The 25761-nt window shown below is 68.3% G+C and carries 14 protein-coding genes and 1 pseudogene; all 15 read right to left on the bottom strand.

Annotated elements, in window-relative coordinates; translation table 11 throughout:
- Positions 1-6: 6 nt before the first annotated feature.
- Positions 7-837, bottom strand: a complete 831-nt coding sequence (locus LLH23_02135) for a CsgG/HfaB family protein (protein MCE5237274.1) — start codon at positions 835-837, stop codon at positions 7-9.
- The gene (locus tag LLH23_02130; protein MCE5237273.1) at positions 834-3080 is read right to left on the bottom strand and encodes a VIT and VWA domain-containing protein; all 2247 of its coding nucleotides are present in this window, start codon (positions 3078-3080) and stop codon (positions 834-836) included. The genes LLH23_02135 and LLH23_02130 overlap by 4 nt, the downstream gene beginning before the upstream one ends.
- A gap of 30 nt (positions 3081-3110) precedes the next feature.
- The gene (locus LLH23_02125) at positions 3111-4358 is read right to left on the bottom strand and encodes a hypothetical protein (protein MCE5237272.1); all 1248 of its coding nucleotides are present in this window, start codon (positions 4356-4358) and stop codon (positions 3111-3113) included.
- 143 nt (positions 4359-4501) lie between these two features.
- Positions 4502-5077, bottom strand: coding sequence for a sigma-70 family RNA polymerase sigma factor (locus LLH23_02120; GenBank protein MCE5237271.1), 576 nt, complete (start codon positions 5075-5077; stop codon positions 4502-4504).
- Positions 5078-5093: 16 nt separating this feature from the next.
- A complete protein-coding gene (locus tag LLH23_02115) occupies positions 5094-5867 on the bottom strand; it encodes a PASTA domain-containing protein (GenBank protein ID MCE5237270.1) in 774 nt (257 codons plus the stop codon).
- Positions 5868-5927: 60 nt separating this feature from the next.
- Positions 5928-7076 carry a 3-dehydroquinate synthase gene (gene aroB / locus LLH23_02110; GenBank protein ID MCE5237269.1) on the bottom strand — a complete coding sequence of 383 codons (1149 nt, stop codon included), beginning with the start codon at positions 7074-7076 and terminating at the stop codon, positions 5928-5930.
- Positions 7077-7153: 77 nt separating this feature from the next.
- Complete coding sequence (locus LLH23_02105) at positions 7154-8878, bottom strand: hypothetical protein (GenBank protein MCE5237268.1); 1725 nt, start codon at positions 8876-8878, stop codon at positions 7154-7156.
- Positions 8879-8964: 86 nt separating this feature from the next.
- Positions 8965-9690, bottom strand: coding sequence for a hypothetical protein (locus LLH23_02100; GenBank protein ID MCE5237267.1), 726 nt, complete (start codon positions 9688-9690; stop codon positions 8965-8967).
- A gap of 88 nt (positions 9691-9778) precedes the next feature.
- Positions 9779-10321, bottom strand: a complete 543-nt coding sequence (locus tag LLH23_02095) for a hypothetical protein (protein MCE5237266.1) — start codon at positions 10319-10321, stop codon at positions 9779-9781.
- 123 nt (positions 10322-10444) lie between these two features.
- A pseudogene (locus LLH23_02090) lies at positions 10445-10531 on the bottom strand (chitin-binding protein).
- Between the two features lie 250 nt (positions 10532-10781).
- On the bottom strand, positions 10782-11579 hold the full coding sequence (locus LLH23_02085; GenBank protein MCE5237265.1) for a hypothetical protein: 798 nt from the start codon (positions 11577-11579) through the stop codon (positions 10782-10784).
- A gap of 61 nt (positions 11580-11640) precedes the next feature.
- Positions 11641-12552, bottom strand: coding sequence for a hypothetical protein (locus tag LLH23_02080; GenBank protein ID MCE5237264.1), 912 nt, complete (start codon positions 12550-12552; stop codon positions 11641-11643).
- Between the two features lie 48 nt (positions 12553-12600).
- Positions 12601-13950: a type IV pilus assembly protein PilM gene (gene pilM / locus LLH23_02075; GenBank protein ID MCE5237263.1), complete on the bottom strand. Its 1350-nt coding sequence runs from the start codon at positions 13948-13950 to the stop codon at positions 12601-12603.
- 332 nt (positions 13951-14282) lie between these two features.
- Positions 14283-20252, bottom strand: coding sequence for a hypothetical protein (locus LLH23_02070; protein ID MCE5237262.1), 5970 nt, complete (start codon positions 20250-20252; stop codon positions 14283-14285).
- A 45-nt stretch (positions 20253-20297) separates the two neighbouring features.
- Positions 20298-25751, bottom strand: coding sequence for a hypothetical protein (locus LLH23_02065; GenBank protein MCE5237261.1), 5454 nt, complete (start codon positions 25749-25751; stop codon positions 20298-20300).
- Between the last annotated feature and the right edge of the window lie 10 nt (positions 25752-25761).

Raw genomic sequence — 25761 nt, 5'->3', positions numbered from 1 at the left:
TTGCCTTCAGTCGCCCTTGCCCCGGGCGCAGATGCTGATGGCAATGTCGTCGGTATGGATGTCACCGGCCCGCGCCAGCACCTGCGCCTTGCAGGTCTCTGCCCCGACCTCGCTGACCATCAGGGCTGCCAGCAGCTTGCCCGGCGTGCGCTCCTCACCCTCGACCAGGGCGCGGTAGAGCAGCAGCCGGTAGCCGCTCTTGACCTGCTCTCCCGCCGCCGGCTTCAGTTGCACCGTCTTCCCCTCGCCTGGGTCGGTCACGGTCAGCACCAGCCCGGTGTTGACCGATACGGCCTTGGCGGCCTGCGCCGAGGCCGCGGCCAGCGCGTCCCCCACCAGGACATCCGTGGGTGCGGGCGCCTTCTCGCGGGCTGTGACTTCGCCCACCTGGACGGTGGCGGCGGCCCGTTGTCCGGAGATCTGGTCCACGCACTCCACGAGCAGTGCCAGCCGGATAGTCCCTTCCCGGGCGTTGACTTCCAGCTTCTGGACGGCCCCGGTGAACACCACGTCGGCCGCCACCGCATGGGCCAGTTCCTGCATCAGGCCGACGGCATACGGCGGCTTCAGGCCGCGCTGCTGTGCTGCGCGCCGCGTCTGGGTGCGGTCAATGACCCGCCAGCACCCCGTGGCCCCCAGGTCCAGGGCCAGTTGGTCGGCGGCCCGGCGGGACAGCAGGTGGCCGCTGTAGCCGCCCACGTTCTGGAAGTCCAGCACCGCCGCCCCGGGGCGGAAGGGAGCCGCCCAGAGCTGGGAGGCCGTCAACAGCAGGGCCGCCAGGCCCCACGACAGGACCTGGCGGCTCCGAACACACGACACCGTGGGCGAGGGAATCACTTCTTGAGCTCCTCAAGCTGCTCGGCAGTCAGCGTCTCCAACCCCTCGGGCCCCACCTGCACGCCCACCTTCGCGAGCTGCACCTGGACACGATCACTCAGCGCCAGATACGGCGCCAGGTCGGGACGCGCCTTGAGCACGTCGAAGTACGCCTGGCTGAAGGCCTTCACCTGCAGGATTCTCGTCCCCTGCTGGGCCCCCTGCTGCCAGGACGTGTCCACCCATGTTTCGCCATCCTGATAGAAGGTCCTCTGTGCCACTTGCTGATAGCCCTGGTACTGGGCCTCCTGCTGGGTCGCAGAGCGCAGCGCCTGGGTGCTCTGCGCCACGTGCACCGCACCAGCGCCCACGTTGGCCTTCATGGCCTCCCTGGGGGCAGCCGCCGTGGGTGCCGGCCCCGCCGGGCCGATGGCCCCGCCCCGGCCCGGCGCACTGGCCGCGGCCCCGAAGGCCCGCTGCTGGCCCGCCGCCACCCGCGACAGGTCCTTGTCCTCCTGCACCAGGTAGCTCGTGTACGGCGTGACAATCCCGTACTTCATCGCCAGCTTGACGATCTCGTCCTTGAGTTCCTTGTCCTCGCCGTTCAGGCGCACCTGGTCGAGCAGATAGCCGATCCGCCGCCCGGCCCACACCCGCGCCACAAAGACGTTCTCATCGGTCTCCTTCGGGAAGTCGCCCGTGTACTCGTGCACCATCTCCTTGCCGCTCGCCGTGCCGCTTAGCACGATGTTCGAGCGGCCACTGCCCTCGTATCGTCCCGTCACCACGAGTTGGCTCCCGGCGAACAGATCGGGCAGCTTCTGCGGGTACACCTTGAACGCCTCCGCCTTGTCCAGCTTCAGGGTGATGTCGGACAACACCGGGTGGCTCAGCTTGGCGTAGAGGGCCGACACGGCCGCCTCGATGTCCTCGTCGGGCCGCACGTAGTTGCTCGACCCACCGTTGCCGTCGGCCACGCGGTCGAGCAGGTGGGTGTTCACGTCGTCGCCCACCCCGAAGACGAAGAGGCGGGACACGCGTGCCTTCTCATCGTCGTCGCTGGCCGTGCCGTTGGCCTTCGCCACGTTCTTGATGATCTGCTCGACGTTCCGTTCCCCGGCCGTCGGCAGGCCATCAGTCAGGAAGATCATCATGCGCGGGCGGTCGCTGCCCTTGCCGAACAGGTCCACCGACTGCAGCAGTGCGTCGTTGAGCGCTGTCGAGCCCGCGGCGTCAATCTTGCCCACGAACTCCTTCGCGCGCTTGATGGTGTCCGGCTCCGCCGCCAGCAGCTTGTCCTCAAACAGACGCGTCTCGGTAGCGAAGGTCAGCAGACCGAAGCGGTCGCGCGGCTTGAGCGAGTTGAGGCAGTACGTGAAGGCCTTCTTGGCCTGCGCGATCTTCTCCCCGCTCATGCTGCCGGAGGTGTCGAGGGCGAAAACGACATCCTTGCCCTCGATCTCCTGCTCCGCCCACTGCTGCTTGGGCGCCAGCAGCAGCATGAAGTACCCCGCCTCGCCCTCCGGCCGGTAGGTCAGGACATTCACGCCGAAGTCCTTCTCCTCCAGCCCGTACAGCAGCTCGAAGTCGGCGTTGAAGTCCGTGCTGTCCAGCTCCAGCCCGACCCGCACCTCGCGGTCGCTCTTGCGGGTCACATCCACCTTGTGGGTGGGCGAGTAGACGGACTTGATCGGGGACTTCGAGGAGATCTTCACGTCCACGATGAGCTGCCCACGGTTGGGCGTGGTGCGTCCCAGCTTGACGGCGTGCAGGTACCGTACCAGGCCGCCCTCGGCCTTGAGCACCTGGGTGAACTGCAGCTTCGTCTTGGCGTCGCCGCCGGCGGGGATGGGAAAGATGCTCGCCTTGAAGAGTTGGGCGCCGTCGTACTCCAGCAGCGCGGGGTCGCGCATCTTGCGCACGATGTCCTCGTAGATCCCGCGCGCTTTGTCGCGGTCCAGCAGCTCGCCCTTCATCTCCTTGTCGCCGATCCAGTACGAGAAGTCACTGACGCTCGCACCGGCCGGCACGGGGAACAGGAAGGTGCCCTCTACTTGCTGGCCGTGGGGGTTGTGCAGCTCCGTCGTGACCGTCGTGCGCGCCACCTGGTCGGCGATGACGGTCTCGACGTGCTGCGACTTACACTCCAGGTACAGGGGCTTGATGTCGGGGCGCGGCGGCGGGTGGGGAATGACGATGCAGGCCTGCGCGCAGCAGGCAGCAAGCAGGCTGAGGACGACTCCGAGTGGCAGAAGCAGGCGCATGATCCTCACCTTTCTCTGCCGGCGTCCGCCTCACCTGAGGATGTGGTAGACTCCGTCGCGCTCCTCGACGCGGTAGCCGCAGTCATCGCACAGAATCCGCAGGGCAGCGGCAAAGGGTACACCGGCACTGAAATCGAGTGTTACCACCTTGGCCTCGACACCCTCGTGAATGACCACACGTTCACCGGCGGCGGCGGCAAGCTTGCGGATGGCCCGCAGCGAGGGTGTCTCGTACAGTCTTAGAGACACCACTGCCTCGCCATTCTTCCCCATGTCGCCCACGAATTCTGAAAGCACGATCTCCAGGTCCGCTGCGACCCCCGCCACGTCGCTCTCCAGCTGTACCCGCAGCCGGTGTGTTCCCGGCTTCCAGGCCAACAGCCGCAGCGGCACATGCAGCGCCGCGCCGCTGCGCATCGGCCCCGCATATACCACGCCGCGCCGCGCATTGGTCACGCGCAGGCCCTGCTCCGTCGTCACCCGCAGCGTTATCATGGCCTCGGCCTGGCTGCTCACGGTCAGCTCGCCGACGACTGCTTCGCCCACCGGCTTGCTGGGCGGCGGCACGAACGTCAACTGCACCGTGCCGGCCTGCCGGCGCAGCGGCGGCGTCAGCGCTCCATCGGCGCCCGGCTCGGCGGCGAAGGTCCCTGCCGGCTTCTCCGTGCCCGCGTCCGTAGCGGTGGAGCTTCCGCCCGTCGGGCGACTCGTCGGCGGCAACTGCGCCAGCCGCTCACCCCACGAGCCCAGCGCGGGCAGCTTGGGGAGACTCTGCCCCCGTCCGCCGGACGGAACGAACGGGGCCCGCTCGCGCCCCGCGTAGGCACGCCTCGGGACACGCGGGAAGCGACCCTCGGTCCCGCCGGAGCCGCTGCCCAGCGCGGGGCCTGCAGCCGGTAGCGCCGCGGGAGCGGACGTCGGCGCCTGGTACGTGACCTGCACACCGGGCAAGTCTGATGTCACACCGACGGGATGCAGCACGACCGCCCACACCAGGAGACACACGCAGGCCGCCATCGAGAGGCCGGCGGCCAGCGGTTGCCACCATGTCTTGGTCTGCGCCGGCCGGGCAGCGGCGTCCACCGCCCGCGAGATGTCCCGCAGCAGCCCCGCCGGTGGCGCCACAACGGGCAGGCTCCGTAGCTCCCGCACCGTGTCCCGCACCTCGACCAGAGCCCGGCCGCACTCCTCGCACCCGGCCACATGCTGAACGGCCGCTGCCGGAGCGGTCCCCTCCAGCAGCTCGGTGAAATGCTCGCGACAGGTTCGGCAGTCCATGGTACGACTCCGCTGTACTCGAAGATGCCGGGCCCGTGGGACGACACGAAGTGGGGCCGGCTCCGACAGACCGGCCACCGGGAGACCGGGTCCGGCGCCCCGGTGGGAACAAGCCGTCTGCCAGTAGCGTTACGACTTCTTCCTCACCGGATAAGTTCCGTATGACTGCTCAGCTCATCCCGCAGAGCCAACCGCGCACGGTTCAGACGGCTCTTCACGGTCCCCAACGGGAGCTTCAGCGCCTCGGCAATCTCCTCATAGGAGAACCCGGCGAGATCATACAAGGTCAGCACGACACGATGCTCGAGCCGCAGCTTCCCCAGGGCCCGGTGCACCGCCCGCTGCAGTTCGCTCTCGATGGTCAGGCGCTCAGGATGCTCGCGTTCGTCGGGGATCTCGCGCTCGGACTGGGGGTCCTCTTCGGAGTCGAAGGTCAGGCTCTGCGCCTGACGCCGGCCCCGGCGCACCATGTCCAGGCACACGTTGCTGACGATCCGGTACAGCCACGTGGTGAAGGAGGAGGTCCGGCGGAAGGTGCCTAGGGAGCGGTAGGCGCGTACGAACGAGGTCTGCGTGGCATCGGCGGCGGAGTCGTGGTCGCCCAGGATGCGGTACGCCGTGTTGAAGACGAGGGGATAGGCCCGGGCGACGAGTTGGTCGAAGCTGCGCCGGTCGCCCGCCTGCGCCCGCAGAATGAGGTCATGCTCGGTAAGCCCCAAACGTCACGCCCCTCCGTCACAGCCGCGTCGAGTATACCGTCTCGTCCTCGATGCGCACCCGTACCCGCGCCCCCCGCGGCCCGTACAGATCCACCTTGACGACCTCACCGGGCCGGCACAGCCGTTCGTAGAACGACTTGTCCATGTCCTCCCCACTCACGTCCACCTGTACGAGCTGCATCACCTTGCCCTGCGGGACGGTGACTTTGAGGGTTCGGAAAAGAAACTCGTGGTCTCCGACGGCGTAGACGTCGAACTTCTTCCCCCCGCTCACCACCAGGTCTACCTTCGACTTGCGCGGCAGCGCCTTCCCGGGTGCGGGTTCCTGCTTCAGCACGATGTCGGCCGGCTCGTCGCTGTTCCGCCGCTCCTCCTCGCCCGCCTGCAGGTCGGCCTCCGTCAGCCTGTCCTTCGCCTCCGCCAGCGTCAGTCCGGTCAGCTTCGGCACTTTGGCTGTGCGGCCGCCGCGGCTGACAACCACGCGCACCTCGCGGCCGGCGCGCACCGTCTTGCCGCCGAAGGGGTTGCTGCTGACGACGGCGCCCTCCTTGACCTCAGTGCTGAACTCCTCGTTGACGACCTTCATCGTCAGACGGGCGGCGCGCAGCCTGCCCTCCGCCTCTTCGGTGGCCATGCCCCTCACGTCCGGCACCGTCACGATCGGTGCTGAAGGCCCGAACACTACCAGCACAGCACCGGCCACGATGGCCAGGATCACCGCCACGGTGAGGCCGACCGACGCCACGCCGATCAGGGCGGACTTGGCTACCTGCCGGCGGTCCTCAGGCATCTCTGGTACCGTTCCCTGGGCACTCCGTCTCCGCGATGCCGCCATCGTCCTCAGTCCGTTTCAGCCGAGTGTCTCCGTCAGGGCCGTCCCCAGGACCTCCAGCGCCACGTCGTCCCGTAGCACGACCTCTCCGGGGCGCGGCACCAGAGGCAGGCGCAGTCGCCCGGATTCCAGCTTCTTGTCATGCCGCAGCGCCGTCAGCGCCCGTGAGGCCTCCACGCGCGGCCGGTCGGTCGCCAGCCCCAGGGCCGCCAGCAACGTCGCCAACTGCTTAGCCAACCCCGGTTCGGCCACCCCCAGTTCCTCCGCCACCCGCGCCTCGGCCACCATGCCGTATGCCACTGCCTCCCCGTGCCGCAGGTCCCATGTGCCGGCGGCACGCTCCAAGGCATGGCCGATGGTGTGACCGTAGTTGAGCACCGCCCGCAGTCCGCTCTCACGTGGGTCGGCCTGCACGACCTCCGCCTTGATCTGGCAGTTGCGGGCCACCAGCGCCCGGAGCACATACGGCACGCGGGCCAGCACCTCCGCCGACTGCGCCTGCAGGTACGCGAACATCTCCGCATCGGCGATGACGGCGTGCTTGACGACCTCGGCCAGCCCACCGCGGAACTCGCGCTCCGGCAGCGTCTGCAGAGCCTCGGTGTCGGCCACCACTAGCGCCGGCTGGTGGAAGACCCCCACAACGTTCTTGGCCTGTGGCAGATCCACCGCAGTCTTGCCGCCCACACTCGCGTCCACCTGCGCCAGCAGTGTCGTCGGCGCCTGGACGAACCGGATGCCGCGCATGAACGTGCCCGCGACGAAGCCCGCCAAGTCGCCCACCACGCCGCCCCCCAGGGCGAAGATGGTCGACCCGCGGTCCAGCCCGGCGGTCAGACAGGCCTCGTACAGCCGCTCCGCCTGGGCCAGCGTCTTGCTGCCCTCGCCGGGGGGGACCGTCGCCAGGCACACCTGGCACCCCGCCTCACGCAGGCTCTGCAGGGCGACCTCCCCGTACAGCCCGGCCACGGTGTCATCCGCCACCAGCAGCCCTTGCCCGGCGCCGACCACGCGCGCCAGTTCGCCCAGGCCGGCCAACAGCCCCGGCCCCACGACTATGTCATACCCACCGCGCGCCAGGTCCACGCGCACTACCAGTGGCTCGACGGCCGACTGTGCGTCGGCCATCGTCGCCAGTGGTACTCGCGCAGGTGACACCATTGTCATGTAGACCTGTTCCTGGATACCAACAAACGGCACCACTCGTGTGCCGTTTGCGGGTAGAACCTCAGCGCATGGCGCGCCTACTGCTTCGGTACGTCACGAATGATCCGGGGAGTCACGAAGACGAGCAACTCCTCGTTGTCCTTGGTCTGGTTCTTGGACCGGAACAGCGGGCCCAGGATCGGGATGCGGCTCAGCAGCGGCGTCTGTTTGGAGGTGCTGCTCTCATTCTTGCGGATGAGCCCGCCCAAAACGATCGTCTCGCCGTCGCCCACCCGCACCGTGGTGGACAGGTACTGCTCGGTGACGATCGGGATCACTTCACCGTTGGGCCCCTCGACCTCACCGATCTGGTCATCCAACTCCGGCTCCAGATACACGGTTACGCTGTCATCCGCGTTGATCCGCGGCACGACCCACAGCGCGTTCGTGACGTCCACCTCGTCCTCCTCGAAGTCCACCTCACGCGTCCCATACTGGTTGTATGAGATCGTCGCCGAGAAGTACGGAATGGTCGTGGTGAAGTCAATCTCCGCGAACTGGTTGTTCTGGGTGACGATGTGCGGCTCATTGATGACGGTGGCGCGCCCGCTGGTGATCAGCGCATTGAGCTGCGTCGTGAATCGGCCGTGGGTGTAGCGGATCACATTGTTGACGGCCTCGGCCGGCGCGAAGCCCTGGTTGAAGATCTCCAACGACCCGTTGGAGATGCTCCAGTCAATGCCGAGGGCGTTCTGGCTCGTGGTCTGGACGTTCACGAACTTGGCGGATATCTCCACCTGCTTGGAGGGCTTGTCGAGCAGGTCCAGGATCTCCTTGAAGCGGTCTATGTCTTCCTGGCTGCCCTGCACCAGCAAGGCGTTCTGCGGCAAGAAGGCAATGGGCGGTTCCATCTCGCCCGGCAGCATCGAGCCCAGGGCGCTTCCGCCGCCACCCCCGCCGCCGCCCCGCCGTCCGCTCTGGCTGCTGCCGCCCAGGCCGCTGCTGCTGCTCGAGCCCCGGCTGCCCCGGCTGCCACGGCCGCCCCCACCGGTGTCGCCAAAGTCCTGCCCCAGGCCACTGGCCCCACTGCCACCGGGCATGCCGAAGCTCAGCCCGAACACGTCGGACTGGGCGTTGCGCTTGCCACGCGCCGCGTTGTGGCGCGCCTGAGACGGCGTCACAGCGGGGAACCGATCCGTCGTGGTGGTGCCGGCGCAGATCACGCCCCCGAACAACACCGCCATCTCGCCGGCATCGGTATGCTTCAGCGGGATGAGCGTCTGGACGATCTTGGGCTCAGTTGTCGCGGGGGTCGAGGCCGGCTCCACCGACGTGGGCAGCGGCGGCGGCATCACACCTGTTGTCGGAGCGGTCCGTGTGCTGGGGGCCACTGCAGGGGAGGTCGCGGCTGCGCTGCCGGCCTGCGGCTCTGCAGTCGCCACCTGTCCTCCGCCGGGCCGGCTGGTGGGCCCCGTCTCAGGCAGCGTCGGCTGTGTGGACACGAAGTACACGTTGTCTTCCCGATACCAGAAGAAGCCCAACGACTTCGCGATCGAACGCAAGGCCGTGTCTACAGTCACGTCGTGCAGTGTGACCGCCTCGACGGTGCCCTTGACGTCCTGACCCACGATGATGTTCACATCAGCCGCCTTGGCGAGCATGCGCAGAACCTGCTCGACCGGGGCGTCCTTCACATCAATGTTGATGAGCTGCTGCTCACCGCCCTTGCCGGCGTCAGCGCAAGCCACAACCCCAATCAGGACTGTGAAGAGAACCGCGGCGAGAAGTGACGGGATGACCGACCGCTTGCGTGGCGTCAACATGATCTCCTCCCGGGGGTACCTGAACGCCCCCGTCGCAGAGTCGTTACGGCATCAGGTCAGGCGGGGCCGTTGCCCCGCAACGTCCTCTAGTAACTCGAGCTGCGGCTGCTGCGGCTGCTACCACTGCTGCTGCTGCTCCCGCGACTGCTGCGACTGCTGCTGCCGCTGTCACTGCCGCTGCTGCCGCGGCCGCCGCGGCTGCTGCCACTGCTGCCGCTGCTGCCATAGCCGCCACTGCTGCCGCTGCCGCCGCCGCCCGACATCCCGCCGCCCTCGATCACGTCGCCGCCGAACAGGTCAGCAATGTCCCACGGATCGGCGAACTTGATGATGATGAGCCTCAGCGGGAGATCCTCTTCCTCGCTCGTGCTGCTGGCCCCGGCCGCCGCTGTGGCGGCGCCGGGCGCCGCTCCGGCCGTGACGTCAGCGCCCTCGGTCGGTGTGCTCGCCCGGCTGAATATCGGCGCCGTGAAGCGCGGGGCCGGCCGCACCGTGCGCTCGCCCTTCGCCTCAGGCTTCTCGCTGATCTGGTAGACGCCGTTGTCCTTGACGCCCCGCAGCCCCGCCTGGTCCAGCACGATACCCATGGCCGCGTCCACGGTCACGTCCACCAGGGACGCGGTGATCCTGATGTCCCCCAGGTTCGGGGCCAGTGTGAACTGCAAGTTGGGGTCGAAGCGTCGGAACGCATCCAGCACGCGGTTCAGTGGCGTCTCGTCGAACTGCACCGAGAACTTGCCCTGAGCCCACACTGTGCCGGCCGATAGCAGCAGTACGCACCCCACGAGCCAGATGAAACCTGTTCGCTTCATGGTACGCCTCCTTCAATGCACCCCGCGAGGCGCGGGATGAACCATCTAGCTAGTTAGAGTCCGCCCCGGTGGCGGTTGTTCCGCCGATTCAGCGGACCGGAGGCGCCGGCATGCCGCCCGGCGCCGGCATACCACCCGGAGGCGCCACGCCGCCGCCCTGTGGGTTCGCAGGTCGTCCGCCCGGTCGCCCCCTCGTACCACGCGTCCCGCCAGTCCCGGTCCCGCTCGGCGGGCCACTCGGCCGCGTTGGCGCCGGCGGCTTGACGGTCAGGTAGATCGTCTGCTGGCGCCCGTTTTTGCGGTCCGCAATCACGACGCGGTCTCGCCAGATCTCGGCCACCTGCCAGTCACCCACGATGTCGCCGGGCTTGATCACGCCGCTCTTGCCGCCGCTCTCGTACACCGCCATCGCCTGGCCCTCCTGCGTCCACAGGATGCTGGTGATGGTCACGTCAAACGACGGCTCCTCGGTCGGCTTCGGCGGCTGTACGGCCGCTCGTGCCGGAATGTTCGGCCGCACGAAGCCCAGGCGCGCCGTGATGGGCAGCCGATGCCAGTTGCTGCCGTAGTTGTATGCCATCGGCGGCTCAACGAGTTCCTCCTCGGCGCCGGCCTCCGCTCCCCGCGGCATGAACGGGTTCGGTCGGTAGCCTTCAAGCGCTCTCTGGTCGGCCGGGGCCGCCGCGGGCGCAGCGGCTCCCGGAGCGCCACCAGCTTCGCCACCTGCACCGGGGGGACCTCCCGCCGCCGGGGGGCTTCCAGGTCCGCCTGGAGGGCTACCGGGACCGCCCGGAGGGCTCCCAGGTCCGCCTGGAGGACCGCCGGGACCCGGGGCGCCGGCCTCTGCGCCAGGGGCGGGAGGAGGCCCGCCGGCGTCGCCGCCCTGCGCCTCCGAGCGCCCACTACCCGTGAGCGCCGGCAGTACAAACAGAAGCAGCACTGTAGCCGCCACCACGGTGAGCAGCAGGCTACTGGCGATGAGTATCTTCCCCTTCTGCTCTTCCAACTGAAGCCTCCGCTGCCCCGGCTCCTGCGAAGCAAGCCGCGTCTCTGTGGTTCCTGCGCCCGGCTGTCAGGCAATGCCTCTCGCGCTACTCGTCGCCGCCGCCCCCGCCGCCGCCGTCCTCCGACTTGCCCCCGCCGTCTTCCTTGGCGCCCTTCCCGCCTTCTTCGGCGGGTGGTGGACCCTCGCCACCGGGGGGCCCTTCCGCGGCGCCCGGAGGCGTTCCGCCCAGGCCTCCAGCGGGGGCCGCCGCTGCGGGCGGCGCCACCGCCTCAGCGCCTTCCACGAGGATGTACAACGACAGCGGGAAGGTGGCGGTCAGTTGCCGACCGGTGCCGCTCAGGCTCAGCGACCCGATCGTCGCCACTCGCGGCAACTGCGACAGGTTCTGATAGACCTTCTGTATCTGCTCCAGTGTACCCCTGACCGTCAGGTTCAGGGGCGAGCCACCCGGTACTTGCATGAAGCCGCTGCTGGGCACCGTGGGAGGCGTCAGCGGCGGCGCGGGGATCGCGGCCCCCTGCTCAATTGTCACGCCCTGGTCCTCCAGGTACTTCTGCACCGCCCTGGGCAGCTCGTCACGGTACTCGTACCAGATGGCCGTCATCGCCAGCAGCGGCATGTACATCGAGATATGGATGCTCTTGCGCTCCCGGAGCGCGGCCAACTCGTTCTGTGCCTTTAGCCAGGCGGCGTCAACGGCCGCCTTGTCCGCCTCGGCTTGCGACTTCTGGTCTACCACAGCCTGCTCCGCCGCCAAGTCGCTGCGGAGCTTGGTCAGGACTTCCTTCTTGGGCTTGATCAGCAGGTAGAACGCCGCCACGCTGATGCCAATGACCAGCACGGCCGCTATTGCCACGATAGCGATGGTTGGGACCTTGCCCATAGTCGCAGACTCCTGCCGATTCCCCTGGACTTCCTGCTCAGGCTTCTACCGTCGCCGAGCGCTACTCGTCTCCGCCGCCGCCACCACCCGAATCGCCGCCCTTGCCCCCGCCGCCACTGTCCTCTTCGCCGCCCTTGTCGCCGCCACCGGGTGGTCCGGTGCCCGGCTCTCCTCCGCCACCTGGTGGCGGTCCGCCGGCGGCTCCGGGAGGCCCACCTGGGCCACCGGGCTCGCCCGCGCCCCCGGCGGGAGCGGCCGCTGCCCCGCTGGGTGGTTGCGGCACACTGAGCGGCTTGACCAGCTTGGCTGTGACAGAGAACCGGATCGGCCCGGCGGCACCCGCGGCCGGCGCTGGTGCGCCACCCGGGGCCGCTCCCGGCGCGCCGCCCGGTGCAGCACCAGGCATGCCCGGCCCCATCTCGCCACCGGGAGCGCCGGCGCCTGCGGCGGCGGCCGGCGCGGCGCCGGAGACACCGGCGATGGTCCCGCCACCGACCGGCTGACCGGAGATGCTGATCGCGGTGATGGCCGGGCAGCGAATCAGGTTCAGAATGAAGCGTCCGGCGTCCTCGGTGCTCTCGACCTCGACGTCAAAGGCGACCGCATCCGGGGGCGTCAATGAGAATCTCGTCACCAGGGCCCGGTTGAAGATGTACTTGTTGACTTCGTAGAAGGCGTCCCAATACTGCTGGCCGCACTTGTCGGCCGCCAGCACAAAGTCCACCTTGTCCTGGATCGGCTTCAGCTCAGCCTTCCGGCTCTCGGTCGCGCTCTGCAGGGCACGCACCTTGTCCGCCGCCGCCTTGGTCTCATCCAACTGGGTTTGCGTCTTCGTGATGGTGCTGTTCATCTGCACCATCACCAGCAGCCACAGCAAGGCCACTCCCACCAGGAGCGGGATGGACAGGAAGATCACCTTGCGGTTGCGGCGCGCAACCGTGTAATGCGCCGGTAGCAGGTCTAGCTTAAGCAATATCCGGCCTCCCGTGATCGGGAAGAGACGTCCGTCGGCGGACCGACCTCAGTCGAACATGTCGCGCATCGCCAGCCCGACCGCGATCACGCACATCGGGCCGACGTCGTTGAGAAACTCGTCTGTCACTTCGTCCCCCACCACCACGTACTCAAAGGGGTTCGCTACCTCGACGCCCATGCCGATTTCGGCGCCCAGGAAGCTCGCGAGCCCCGGGATGACTGCCGACCCACCGGACAGGTACAGGTGGTCAATGTCCTCGTCGCGGTGCCCACGGCGGTAGAAGTCGAGCGAGCGGCGGACCTCAGTCGCCAGATCCAGCAGCGGCTGCGCGATGGCCTCGTACACCTGAGAGCGCACAGCCTCGATTTCCGGAGGCACAGGCGCGGGCGCCGGAGCGGTCGCTATGGGCGTCTCGGCTCCCGCCACGGGCGCCACGGTGCTCGGCGGCACGGCGTAGGTCTGCGATGTGTCCATCTCGAGCTGCGTCGCCGCCTCATCCAGGTCCGGCTCGCCGTACCCGCCGATGTGCTGGTCAGCGTCGGACATCTCGAAGACGGAGTCCGTGTCCTCCACCTCGCCGATGGCGTCAAAGGCGGAGGTGGCCTCGCCGGCCGGAGCCTCGGCGCCCTCATAGGCATAGCTGCCGCTCAGATCGGCGAAGAGGCGCTTGACCCGTTCGGCGGAGGCCTCGTCTTCAGTCATGTTCTGGCGGATGGCGGACGTCAGGGTCGCCCCGGCGGTCGGGATGGTGCGCACGAACGCCAACAGCCCCTTGCGGACGATGATGATCGCGGTGTTGCTGGCGCCGATGTGCACAATGACGACCGTCTGATCGGCGACGGCCTCGCCGCCGGCATCCACCATGGCGCGCGCGACGGCCAGCGGCTCGACATCAATGGCGACGGGCGTCAGTTTCGCGGCCATCAACGACTCGACGTGCGCATCCACCATCTCCTCCTGGGCCACAGCCAGGAGCACATCCATGTCGGTGGCGTCAGCGGGGGCGTCGGGACGGTGAATGGGCTGGTAGTCGTAGACAGCCTGGTCAACGGGGAAGGGAGCCTGGCGCTCCAGCTCCCACTGGATCGCCTCGTCCAACTCTTTGCCGGTCATCTTGGGGACTTGCGTGATCCGGACGACCACGTCGGTGTCGCCGCCGACCGAGGCGATGACCTTCTTGGTGCCGAAGCCGTTGCGGCTCAGCAGGTCGCCCAGCGCCTCGCTGACGGCCGCGGTATCTACCACGCGCCCGCCGGAAACGCTGTGCTCGGGAGTCGGGATCACCACCGGCCGGCCGACCATGCGAACCTCGTGGCCTGCCAGCCGCAACTCAACGGCCTTGATCGCCTGCGTCCCAATGTCCAGGCCGAGTACGTGGGTGGCGCCTCTGGCCATATCGTCGGCTCCTCCTACAGTGCAAGCAGCGATCCTTGCCGAGCTTTTCTCGCCATGGGCAGTTTAGCCCGTGCAAGAGCTATTGTCAACCCACCATGCCACGCGCGGAGGCCCTCGCCGATGGCCCTCCGGCATGGCCATGCCGGCGCCGCAAGCGAGGTCGTTACACAACCGCCGTGCGTCCCCCGCGGCCGCGGCACGGCTATCCGGTACAAACATCTCTCAGCGGGAACAGTTCCCCTCGGAATGTGCAGTTTCCGTGGCGCCCACCACACGTCACAACGCCCCCCCGGCTGCGTGCTGGGAGGGGCGCCGTGCCGGGGCGCGGCCGCCTAGGTCGGGTCGGGCGAGATCGTCGGCACCGTGCGCTCCGGAGCCAGGCCACCGAAGTCGGGCGCCACGACCGCCGAGTAGATGTCCGAAGACGGGTGCACCGCCAGGTCCCCTGCCACCCGTGTGCCGTTGTCCTCCACCAGCCGCAGGTCATACACCCCGCGCGGGCTCGACCAGAACAGCCAGTACCGCACGGCCGGGACGCTCGCCGCGGCGCCCTCGGTGGGCGGCACGCTGAACGACTCCGGCACCGCCACCATCGAGCCGTCACCAATCACCGTGTCCAGCGGCACCACCATCTCCTGGCTCCAGCCGATAACTTGGTGCCGTTCGACCCGAGCTGTCCCGCCGCTGTCATTGTACGCCACCCGCAGGTACGCCTGCCCCGTCGCCGGGTCCAGCGTGTAGATGCCGGCATTGGGGTTGCTCGACAGCAACGTAACGGAATTGCCGGTGGTCCACTCCGTGATCGTGGCGTTCCCTGATACCGGGGGCCGCCCGACCTGGACTGAGGTCGTGTAGCACTTGTACATGTAGGACGGCCGGCCGAAGTGCGGCGCCTCACTGACCGGGTAGCTCCGCCGCCAGAACACGGTCAGCCGCCCGGCGGTTGCAGGATCATAGAAGGCCGACGGCTCGTCGTCGGCCGCGCTGCTCCGCGTCACGCGGTAGATGTACGGCGTGTACGCCACGTGCAGCACGACATCCTCCAGCGCGGGATCAGATCCGCCGCCACCCAACGTGTCGCTGGACCAGAACACCGCCGTCCGATCCGTCGGCGCGTCCTCATTGAACAGCGGCGAGCTGAACTGCACCGTCCCGGCCGCCGGGTTGATCGCCATGCTGATGGGCCGCGGGGCCGTGACCGTCGAACTCGGGTCGCGCAGGTACCAGCCGCTGGTGTACGAGCCCGTGGTCGGGTTGTAGCCGCAGCGCGCGGGCAGGGACGAGCCGTTGACCGAGGTCAGGATCGGCGTCACATAGTAGATGCCCCGCGCCCGGTCATAGTAGTTGGCGCGCGAGTCATCCCACACGATGTTGAACGTCTGCGAGGGTCGTGCCTTGTCGTCACCGATCGTGTCGTGGTAGCCCAACTGCAGTTGGAACGCCGGGCTGATGCCGTCGCCCCGCAGGAAAGCCTGGATCACCGGCATGTCGGAGGCCGCGTTCCGCCCCACCAGCCAGTCCAGGTGCCGGCTGCCATAGAGCTGGTGCAGACCGTCCGGCTCCATCTCCTCGTCGGTCACCCGCGGGAAGGGCAGCTTGGAGTAGTTGTCGTTCGCCCACGTCACCCCGCTGCCCGCGTTGGACATGGTGTTGGCGTTGAACTTCGTCCAGCAGACATCCGCCTGCCCCTCGTGCGTCACGAAGCCCGAGAAGAACAGGTGCACCACGTTGCTGTTGGTGAACACCGAGGCATCGCGGGTGTAGGTGAACGGGCTCGTGCCGGTCTTGCGGATCACCATCGGGGTGGTCGCGTCAGGCAGCGTTGGCGCGTTGACCAGGTCGGTGATGCCCGCTCCCATCTGGTTCGTGACCGGCACCGGCTTCTCATTCGCCGTGGTCGAGCCGTCGAAGTTCCACCGGAACATCAGCCGTTCGCGCCCCGGTGTCCCCTCGTGCCAGAACAGCCAGGCCCCGTTGCTGGTCCAGAAGCCCCGCATCCCCTGCTTGGCCAGGCCCGTGTCGTAGATGAAGGGCGGAATGCCGGTTGGCCAGGTCCAGTTCGCGGCGCCCAGAGGACCTCGGTATCGCAGCGTCGACTCGACCCCGCCAGCATTGGGCTGGCTCCTGTGCCAGAACGACCATTTGTTGCCCGACAGGTCGTACATCGCCCAGGGCGAGCTGTTGGTGATTCTGCCAGCGGCGTTGTCGGGGTCGCTGGTCAGCGCCCGTGCCGGCGATATGGCCCCGCTCCCCGCGACAGGCCACCCGTACCGCCGATACAGCGGATCGTCGGCATCGGTATAGCCGGTCGTGGTCACATACACGAGGTTCAGCGGCGTCCGGCTGGTGGGCAGAGCCGTCGGGTTTGCCCCGGCGGCGACTGCTGCGGCGTCATACCCCGCCTGGCTCGAGTCCGCCGACAGGCGGTTGCTCGACCAGATGACCTGCATGACACCCGGCGTAGGGCTCGGCAGCACGACCGGGTCGTTGTCCGCCGAGTAGAAGTCGCTCTGCGGCACGCGCGTCTCCACGACCCGTACCTGCCCACTGAGCAGCCCCACCAGCGGTTCCCTCGGCAGGTCCACCGCAGGGTTGTACTCCGTCGCCGCAGTATCGGTGGCGCTCCACCCGCTGCCGGTCCAGTGCTGGAACTCGAACACGCCGTCACCGTCATCCAGATACTGCACGTGCTGCCCGGTGTAGGTCCCGATCGGCTGGCCGAACGGCACCGGCTTGGCCGCGACACCGGCGGTGATCAGACCCGCCGCCGGCGTGCGGGTGCCGTTGCCCGCCAGCAGCCACGTGTCCTCTCCCCCGAGGTCCTCGGTCCCCGGCGCCAGGATGCTCCAGAACGTCCGGTTCAGCAGGTCTCCCTCATAGGGGCCACTGCCCGCCGGGTTCTTCACGCGCGGCATCAGTGTGTCGAGTGTGAGCGGTCCGACCTGGGCCTTGCGGCCCCACGAGACCAGCCAGGGGTCCTGCCCCAGGCGCAGGTAGTCGCCGCGGCTGTTTAGGCCGTTGCCGGCCACCCAGTCGTGTACGCTGCCGACCCGCATGTCCAGCGCCACATTGCTCTCGTTGCGCAGCGTCGCCTTCGCGTCGCTGGGGCGGTGCCCCAAAGCCGGCAGCGGCGATACGTCACCGGGAAAGGCCCGATGGTCGGTGAGCTGGTAGTTGTTGGCCGCCACGCCGCGCGCCGTGGTGTCCGGCTGCTGCGCGCGCACCCCGGGCGCCACGCGACCGATCTCGATGGCGCTGGCGCTCTGGGCGATGCCGGCCGCGTTGCTCGTCACCGACACCTGTACCTCGACGGGGTCGAACTCTTCGGCGACCAGGTGATCCTCGCGCACGGCCGAGGCAACGGCAATCTGCACGAGGAGGGTGCCATCGAAGGGGCAGCTCCCCGAATCCCGCCGCTCCGTACCGCAGCGCGGGCAGAAGTAGTGCCTGCCCTCCACCTCGTTCACCGTCGCCCCGGTGTGGAGCGAGCAGGAGTTGGTGGTGTTCCACACAATGTGGTCGTCACTGATGTCCCCCGGGGTCCCGGCGTCGCACAGGTACGGCCACTGCCCCGTCGCCGGCTGGAAGCACCCGAGGTCCGGGTTGCGGTAGAAGGTGTCCCAGCCGTTGGTCAGCGGCGAGACCGTCGGGGGATACGCGTGCTCGTCCGCGGTCGGCGCGGTCTCGTTGCGGAAGGTCACCATTCCTCCGCGGTAGCCCAGGTCGGCGGAGTAGTTGTTGGTGTGGCCCGCCGCCTCGGGGACCGACGGCGGCTGCGACCGGGGTATCTCCGCCCAGACCTCGTTTGTGCCCGGGTCGGTGTCGTTCGGGTCCGAACCCGCCGACGAGTCGGTGTTGCGGCAGGAGGCGACGCTGCGTGCGCCGCTCCTGAGGGCGCTCGCGGGCAAGACGTGCTGGACCGTCTGGGCGGGCTCGCGGCGTTCGTCATCGCCGATGGCGGTCGCCGCGCGCCAGACATCGAGAGCAGCGTCATACGCGCCGCCGCCCTGTGGCGCCGTTTCCAGCACGCCGCTGGACGTATCAACCGTCGCCGCTACTACCGGGTTGCCGGGCTCCTTCTGGGGGTTCCAGGTGCCGGCCAGCATGTTGTTCCAGTAGGCGGCATTCTTCCAGGTGACGGCCGTCGAGGTGGCCATCAGCCAGCGCTTCCGGGGCGCGGGCGCGTGGTAGATGTAGTACGAGGTGGCACCCTTCCGGTAGTAGTCGTGGCCGTTGACCATCCCCGTCTGCCGGGTATACGTTCCGTTGTAGGTCGTGTTGCCCGCGCCGGTCCCGGTCAGCTCAGTGATGTCCGTCGCCGCGGCACTGTGATACGGACATACGGTCGGCGCCGTGCTCTCCCAGGCCGTCCCGTTCCATCGGGGAGCCCATACGGCGCCGCAGATGTTGCACACGCTGGTCGCGGCCGCACCGTTCCACCGGTTCACCACGTCATAGGTCCGGCGGCTGGTGATGCTCCCGGGGCCGTACGCGCCGTACACCAGGTCCACCCCGCTGGTGTTGCACAGACCGATGATGACCTTCGGGTAGGCCAGGGCCAGGCCTTGTGTCTCGGCCTGCTCGTCACCGTCGCCGTCGCTGTCCTTGTCCCACTGCGTGTTCGTCGGGGGGGTCTCGGTACGGGTGGACATGAACCGCGCGCCGGCGAAGTGCACATACGGGTATCCCGCGCTGTAGTTGGCCGGGGCGCCGGTGGCGATCTCATCGTTGGTGATGTTCGTCACCGCGCCGCCGTTGATCCCGGCGTCGTACTGCCATTCATAGCCGGTGCGCCGGTAGACGGCGTTGGCCGTGGTGCCGCCGGCCGTCGGGTCGGGCGTCCAGGTCGCCTCGGTGGCGGGGTCGGGATCGCGCCACTGCACCGCCGCCATGCCGTTCCCCGTGCAGTTTGCCGGGATGGTATAGCCCTCCGGCTCATCGTTGGTCTGCTCGACGTCCGTCTCGGTTGTCACAGTCGGCACGGTGCTGGCCGACGCCGCCTTCATCCACGCTTCCTTGCGGCCGCCGAAAGTATAGGCGACTGGATCAGCATCGAAGGTGGCGTTGTTGTGCCACGTGCCGTTGATGTCCTTGTAGGTCGGGTCTACCGCATCGTCGTCCACGTCCTGCCAGCCCGGGATCAGCCGGCAGTTGGACCGCACCATGAAGCGGACGACCCAGGTGCGCGAGGACTCCAGCTGGCCCGCCGGCACGGATACCGTGTCGCCCGCCCAGCCGTCCCTGGCATCGCCGTCAGCGTCATCGCCGCCTTCGGAGAAGGTCAACTGGACCGCGCCGCTGTCTGCGATGACGGAGAAGGGTGTGGCGATCGCTGTCTCGTTGTTCTGGGGGCCGTTCGGATCGATGGTCAGCGGCGTGCTCGGGTCCGCCCCGCTCTGCCAGCCGTACAGCACGCTGTAGATGGAGACTTGCGCCCGTGCAAACGTGCCGTTGGCCACATTGCCTAGATCGGCCGCATCCTTCTTGTATACCTCGGTATAGCGCACCCACCACGTGTCACCCTCGTCCACACGGTAGGGATTGACCCCGATCTCCAGGTAGTTGAGCAGGCTCGCGGCGTCGAAGTAGCCGGGGTCGCCCGACTGGGGCTCGATCAACTGCGCGCGCCAGTCGTCATCCCCGCCGTTGTCCGTGCCCGGGTCGGCCTGGGCCTCCGGCCGCCGTTGCGGCAGGCCGTAGTCCGGGTCCACCCCCGGTGTGTAGTCGCTTGCCTTCACATCGCGCCGCAGCGGCGTCGGCGGGATGACCAGCCAGCGCACCGGGTCGTTCTCAGCGATGACCGGCCCGACCGCGGCGTCGGTGTTGATGAGCCCAGCCGCCGCGGCGTACAGCACCGACCCGGTCGTCGTGTCGTCGGAGTCCTTGGGCTTGTACGGCCGCCCGATCAGCGCCCGGTACAGCAGCGTGCCGGCCGCGTTGGGGAGCGTCAGGTCGCTGTGGGTCCGGTCCGGCATCTCCTGGGCCGCCAGCGACAGGAACCGGCTCTTGGGCAGGGCCGACAGGTCACGTAGCGCGAGATTGCTCGGATGCCCACTCGCCTTCCACGGGTCCGGGCAGTTCCCCGCCGTCGCCTGCGAGTACGAGCAGTAGGGGCACACATAGCGCTGCCGGATGGAGTTGTACAGGTACTGGAAGGTCTTCGTCGAAGTCGAGGCGTCATCGGTGGTCGCCACACTCGGGTCGGCCACGAAGGTCCGCACCTCGTAGTTCTGCGCGAAGGCCGTGGCGACCAGCAGGGCCGCCCCTATGATGAACACCGCTCTGGTTTGATAGCGCTGCATAAGACAGTCACTCCTGCGGGAACGAGAACCAGGCCCTAGACATCTCTAGCGGCGCGCGGCATAGGCCGGCTGGTTGATCGGGTCGGTCCAGTCCGGCTCGTGCGGATCGGGGATGACCTCCCGCCGGTCCATCTCGTGTACGTCGTTCTCCGGCGCATTGTCGTTCACGTCGTCCGTGGTCACCACGAACACGCTGGAGAACAGCATTGCCGGCGCGCCCAGGTCGTTGACGTTGTCGCGATTGAGATTCTGAATCAGTTCGGCGTAGTTGGTCACCAGGTGCCGGGCCACACGCCCCGTGCCCGCCCCCACCGACACCGTCCGCTGGTCCGCCGGCAGCCGCTGGCACGACACCGGGCACCACGGCAACTCCAGCCACCGCACCGGGTCGCTCGCCGTCTCGCCTACGTCACGATAGGCGATGTTCGTCAGACTCCGTCGCGTCCCGGCCGTCAACTGCCGCGTCGCATAGTTGTACGTGAAGCTGCCGTACGTGTAGTTAAGGTTGTTGAAGGTCCAGATCGGGTCGTCCGCGGTGACCGTCGCGCCACCCGCCACGTCGGTCGGGCTGATGCGCGCCCAGTCATACGGGGCCGTCGTGTCGCTGATGTCCATCGCGAACTCGTAGATGCCCGCCCCCTGGCCGCCCAGCCAGTGTGGCGTCAGGCCGGTCCCGATGTTGTTCAGCCGTCCGGCGTACTGACCGCAGGTCACCGTCAGGTAGGCCGTGCCACCCTCATAGGTGAGCTGCACGTCGCGGATGTTGCGGAAGATCAGCGGGTTCGTCGGCGCATAGTCGGTGTCGTCCACGTTGGCGTCATACAGCCACGCCAGCCACTTCCAGGTCATGCCCATGCTCGTCATGCCCCAGAGCGTGTTCGACGGCGGGTCCACCTGCTTGGTCAAGCCGTCCACGACCACCAACTGGTGCAGGTTCGACGCCGCGCAGATGTAGCCCAGGACGAACCTGCTGGTGTCGCCGGCCAGCGGGGCAATCACCGGGATCGCCCGCGTGTACGCCAGCTTCATCATGCCCTGCGCCAGACGCACCCGGCTCGGTGTCAGTACATCCACCCGGTGCGTTTGCACGCCCAGGGGGGTGACGGTCGTCACGACATCAATCACCCGGCAGTTGCCGGTGTCCGCGATGACCGTGTGGGTCTCCGTGCCCTCCCACTGCCCGGCCTGCCACTCGCCCCCGTACATCCCCAGTGCCCCCATGCTGCCGTTGACCGAGGCGTAGGGCATCCCCAGACGCCACTCCACGTAGTACCGGAAGCAATCGGACGGCCGATCCAGCGACAGATTCGGGTTCAGCGCCGGGGTGCTGGTGTAGTAGTCATAGCCGTTCTCGTCCAGCGGCCACACCTGCCGCCCCCGCCGGTCAATCTCCACCACCCGGTTGTTGCCGGTGTCCGCGACCAGGATGTTGCCGTTGGACAGGTAGATCGCCTTGGCCGGGCGGCTGAAGGGCGTCACCTTCAACTCCTGGTTGCCCAGGTTGGTCGGGTCGAGCGCCTCATGGTACTGCGGCGCCATTGTGCCGGTGCAGACCCAGCTCAGCTTCTGCCCCTGCACCTCGACCAGCCGCGTGGTGTCACAGACGAGCGTGCGCTGTGGCCGCAGCCGGCTGATGTAGCCCACGTTCTCGCCCTGATAGCCGGCCGGACTGGCCGCCACCTGCGACAGCCGCCTCATCAGCCGCGAGCCGACGATCACGCCGTCGCCGTCGAGCGCCGGCGGCCCCGAGACCACGGGGGTCCCCACCAGGCCGGGCGCAGGAATGGCCGGCTCGACCAGGCTGCCGCGCACCGCCTTGGTGATCGGGTCCAGCACCACCGACAGGAAGCTCCGATACGTGCCATCGTACTGCGCCGGCGTCGGTGTGCCCGCCGGGTCGTACAGCTCGGGGTTCATCAGCAGGTAGTTGGCCCCGCGCATGCCGTCCGGGCGGTATCCCTCGGTGCCCACCTGCATATTGTACCCGGCCATCGCCGGCGAGGAGACTGAGGAGCCGAAGTTGACCGGCACCTGGTGCCGCTCGTGCGCCGTCTGGGCCGTGAGCAGCACCGGATCCAGGTACTCGTAGCTCACGATGAACTCACTACCTGGCCGGAGCAGTTCGCTCCCGGCCATCACCAGGTTGCTCACGTCGAGCAGTGCCTTGGGGTACACGGAGGTCCAGCCGGCGGGCATGTTCGGCAGCCCGGCGGCCGCCAGGCTGGTGGAGTCCCCCACCAGTGCGCTCGCCGTACGGGTCAGAGGCACCCCGTTGGGCAGGTTGAAGGTCAGGTTGGCGTCGGCCCGCACCATCGGGTGGTTCAGCCTGATCACATACGGCATGTACTGGAAGCGCACGATGTCCGGCAGGAGGTGCACTTCATTGGTGACCGTGGTGTCGCTACCCGGGTCGCCGGGGTCGGCCGGGTCGGTCCGGGTGTAGGTCACCCACACCGGCTTGCCCCACAGGGCCCCGACCACGTCGTTGACCCACCCCGCCTGGCCGGTGTCAAACTCGATCGTGCGCGTCGCCGGATCCACCCGGTAGGCGCTACTCGGTATGTCATTGGCGCCCGTGATCCCGGTGTTGCCGGCGTTCAGCGTCCTGATCTGCAGCGTCGCACCCGCGCGTAGTTGCGAGTCTGCCGGCCCATCCCGCAGTTGGATGACCAGCCGCGGCTGCGTGTTCACAGCCAGAGCCATCGGCTTGACCACGCGCATGTCGCCGGCAGTCGGGTTGATCCGCGCGGTGATGGCCGCCACCGCCGTGTCGGTGCTCGGCTCGATGGCCATGCCCCCTGGCGCCACTGTCTGGTTGTTCTCGCTGAAGGTCGCCAGACTCTCGGGCTGCACCGACCAGCGAGTCTCACCCGTCTGGTTGTTGATCGAGTACAGGCGCCCGGTGCTGTCATACGGGCCCGCAGCGGGCGTGACCACGGTTGCCGTCGTCAGGTCATTGTGCGTCAGCGTGCCGCTGTTGTCCTCGATGGCGTCGGTGGCGTACAGGCTGTGGCCCTTGCGGTCGGTGGCGGAGGCCACGCGCCGCTCGTTCGCCCCGCCGCTGCTGACCACCTGGGCCACCGGCGGGGGCAACGTGGCCACCGCGTTCAGATTCGTGCCGTTCACCTGGTACGGGATCGTGATCGCCGCGCCCTGCTGCGTCAGGTCCAGGTAGTGTACGTTCAGCGTGTTGGACCGCAGCAGATACTCCCGTGCTTGGCCGGACTGCAGGTAGGCATAGATCTTCCTGTCCACCGGGTCCTGCCACAGGTCGCTGATCGTGGCCGTAACGTTGGTGTCATCCACCCGGCGCACGGTCAGAGTGGCGCCCAGGCTGGTGGTCCCCAGGGCCGTGGCCGCCGGCAGCCAGACCCTGTAGTAGCGCGCGTTCAGCAGGTCCGTCCCGGTCTGGGCCACGTCCATCGGCGTGGGCACGAGCAACCAGTCGCTGCCGCCGGTCGTCGTGTCGTTGTCCACTTCCTCGGGGTGCGCGGTGTCCGTGCTCTTCCGCAGCGAGATCGGGCTGGTGCAGCGCAGCAGCACCTCCGTGCCAGCATTGGCCCCCGGCGGGTCGGGCACGATGATCGTCGGCTTGGCCGTCGGGAAGGGCGGCAGCGTCGGCCGTGTGGCGTATGGCGCTACGGCGGCGACCCAGTTCGGGTCCTGGAACGGCGGCAGGTAGCGCTGCTGCTCGGGGACGGAGTTGTCGGGGCTGCCACCAGTCGAGTCGCCGTCGCCGTTGGGGTTGGTGTCGGGCGACGGGAAGACCCACTGGGGGCAGTTGGCGACACCGCCCTGGCTGAGCTGGAAGCAGTGCACTCGGCCGTACGTGTCCTCCGCGCCCGAGCCGTTGTCTGCTCCGGTGTCGTACTCGCTGGCCGCCAAGAAGACCCAGTCACCGTAGACGGTCGGCGTGGACAGGTCTATGACGCGAGCCTGGAGGCGGTAGGCGGATATGGTCCGTTCCCACAGCACCGTACCGTTGTCGGCGCGGAAGCACCGCACCAGTCCGGTGGTCGGGGCGCCGTCCCGCACCAGGCTGACCAGCACGACTTCAGTGCTCTCGCCGCTGGCCAACCGTGTCGTCGCCACCGTCGGCGACGACCACCGTGGCGTCCAGCCGCTGGGGCACAGATCGCGGTCCCACACCATGTCGTACGACGCGCCCAGACAGTAGTCGCGCGGACCGTCATCGACGTACCCGTCGTTGTCCAGGTCGCGCGCCGGGTCATTGTCGAAGGCCATGATCCACGGCTCGCGGGCCGGAATTCCGCCCCCCCCCGGGTAGGCCAGCGAGATGGCGAAGGTCATGTGCCGACCCACGGCCGGCGCCGCGACAATCGAGCCCAACGGCGCCGTGGTGGCACTCGGGACGGTGAAGCGGTCGGGGTACTGCCACTGGATGTCCAGCGGCGGCGGCGCGGCGATGGGGCTGCTCGAGCCATTGCTGCTCGAGCCCCCACGCTCGGAGAAGCTCTGCGCCAGCGCCAGCACGTTCCAGGCGAACTTGCAGTCCGCCGCCTCGTGCTGCAGCGGCCGGTTCCGGTGCGCCCCGGACCACCAGTTAGCGACATCGTACCCCACATCGCCGGCCGTCAGGACGATGGCCCCCGCCCCAGACCGCGCTGCCGCGATGTTGGGCCGGAAGTCGCTGCCATCCCACACGACCACGACCCGCCGGAGCGAAGAATCGATGAGGTTGACCACGTCCGGGCTGGCCGATTGCGCCTGGTTCGGGGGCCTGGGATCGGTCGTGGACGTGCCGTAGTTCGGGCCCTGCGGGTACATCCCCAGGTACTGGATGTCCTGCCATTCCGCCAACTTGAACGGGTACTGCAGCAGGCGGTCGGCCACGTTGCCGGTGATGTCGCCGGCCGGCCCCCCGGCGGGCGGGAACACATACGCCCCGGCATACGCGCGCCGGTAGGACCCGCTGGTCTGGCTCGCGTTGGTGAAGGTGAAGGGGACGGCGGTGTTCAGCATGGAGCCTGGTGGCGCGAAGTCGGTCACCGTGCAGCCGGCCGTGTGGTCCTGGTCAATCCACAGCACCGCGCCGTCGTGCACGGCCTGGATCAGCGCCTCGCGCCACTCCTGGCCCAGCCCGGCCAGGTTCAGCGTCGGGCTCTTGATGTAGATGAGGTCCATGTCCCGCAGCGACTGCACGCGGAAGCCCTGCGTGGCATCGTAGTTGGCATCCAGCAGCGGGGCGGTCCAGTAGGCAGCCGTGTGCTTGAGCGGGGGCTGGTTGGCCAGCAGCACCAGGGGATTGTCCAGCTCCCACCCCGCCGGCTTGTCGGGGAAGCGCCGCATGCCCTCGAACATCAGCGAGTGGGCGTAGTTGTCACCGCCGGCGCCCATCAGCAGGCGGCAAACGTGGAACGTCCGCGGTTGGGTGTTGTATTCGAAAGTGGTCTGCGCGAGGGCCACCGCCGGCAAGAGCACGAGCAGCAGCCCCACTCCGCGCCCGATTGTCGCCATCTTCATTGCGGCCCGCATCAAGACATACCTC

It is taken from the genome of bacterium (assembly GCA_021372615.1).
Classification (GTDB): Bacteria; Armatimonadota; Zipacnadia; order Zipacnadales; family UBA11051; genus JAJFUB01.
This window is presented reverse-complemented; position numbering and strand designations above follow the sequence as displayed.

Bases quoted from the DNA above. Each gene is read 5' to 3' on its own strand.
- LLH23_02130 (MCE5237273.1), bottom strand. From the start codon at position 3,080: ATGCGCCTGCTTCTGCCACTCGGAGTCGTCCTCAGCCTGCTTGCTGCC.
- LLH23_02125 (MCE5237272.1), bottom strand. From the start codon at position 4,358: ATGGACTGCCGAACCTGTCGCGAGCATTTCACCGAGCTGCTGGAGGGG.
- LLH23_02115 (MCE5237270.1), bottom strand. From the start codon at position 5,867: ATGCCTGAGGACCGCCGGCAGGTAGCCAAGTCCGCCCTGATCGGCGTG.
- aroB (MCE5237269.1), bottom strand. From the start codon at position 7,076: ATGACAATGGTGTCACCTGCGCGAGTACCACTGGCGACGATGGCCGAC.
- LLH23_02105 (MCE5237268.1), bottom strand. From the start codon at position 8,878: ATGTTGACGCCACGCAAGCGGTCGGTCATCCCGTCACTTCTCGCCGCG.
- LLH23_02100 (MCE5237267.1), bottom strand. From the start codon at position 9,690: ATGAAGCGAACAGGTTTCATCTGGCTCGTGGGGTGCGTACTGCTGCTA.
- LLH23_02095 (MCE5237266.1), bottom strand. From the start codon at position 10,321: ATGCCGCGGGGAGCGGAGGCCGGCGCCGAGGAGGAACTCGTTGAGCCG.
- LLH23_02085 (MCE5237265.1), bottom strand. From the start codon at position 11,579: ATGGGCAAGGTCCCAACCATCGCTATCGTGGCAATAGCGGCCGTGCTG.
- pilM (MCE5237263.1), bottom strand. From the start codon at position 13,950: ATGGCCAGAGGCGCCACCCACGTACTCGGCCTGGACATTGGGACGCAG.
- LLH23_02070 (MCE5237262.1), bottom strand. From the start codon at position 20,252: ATGCAGCGCTATCAAACCAGAGCGGTGTTCATCATAGGGGCGGCCCTG.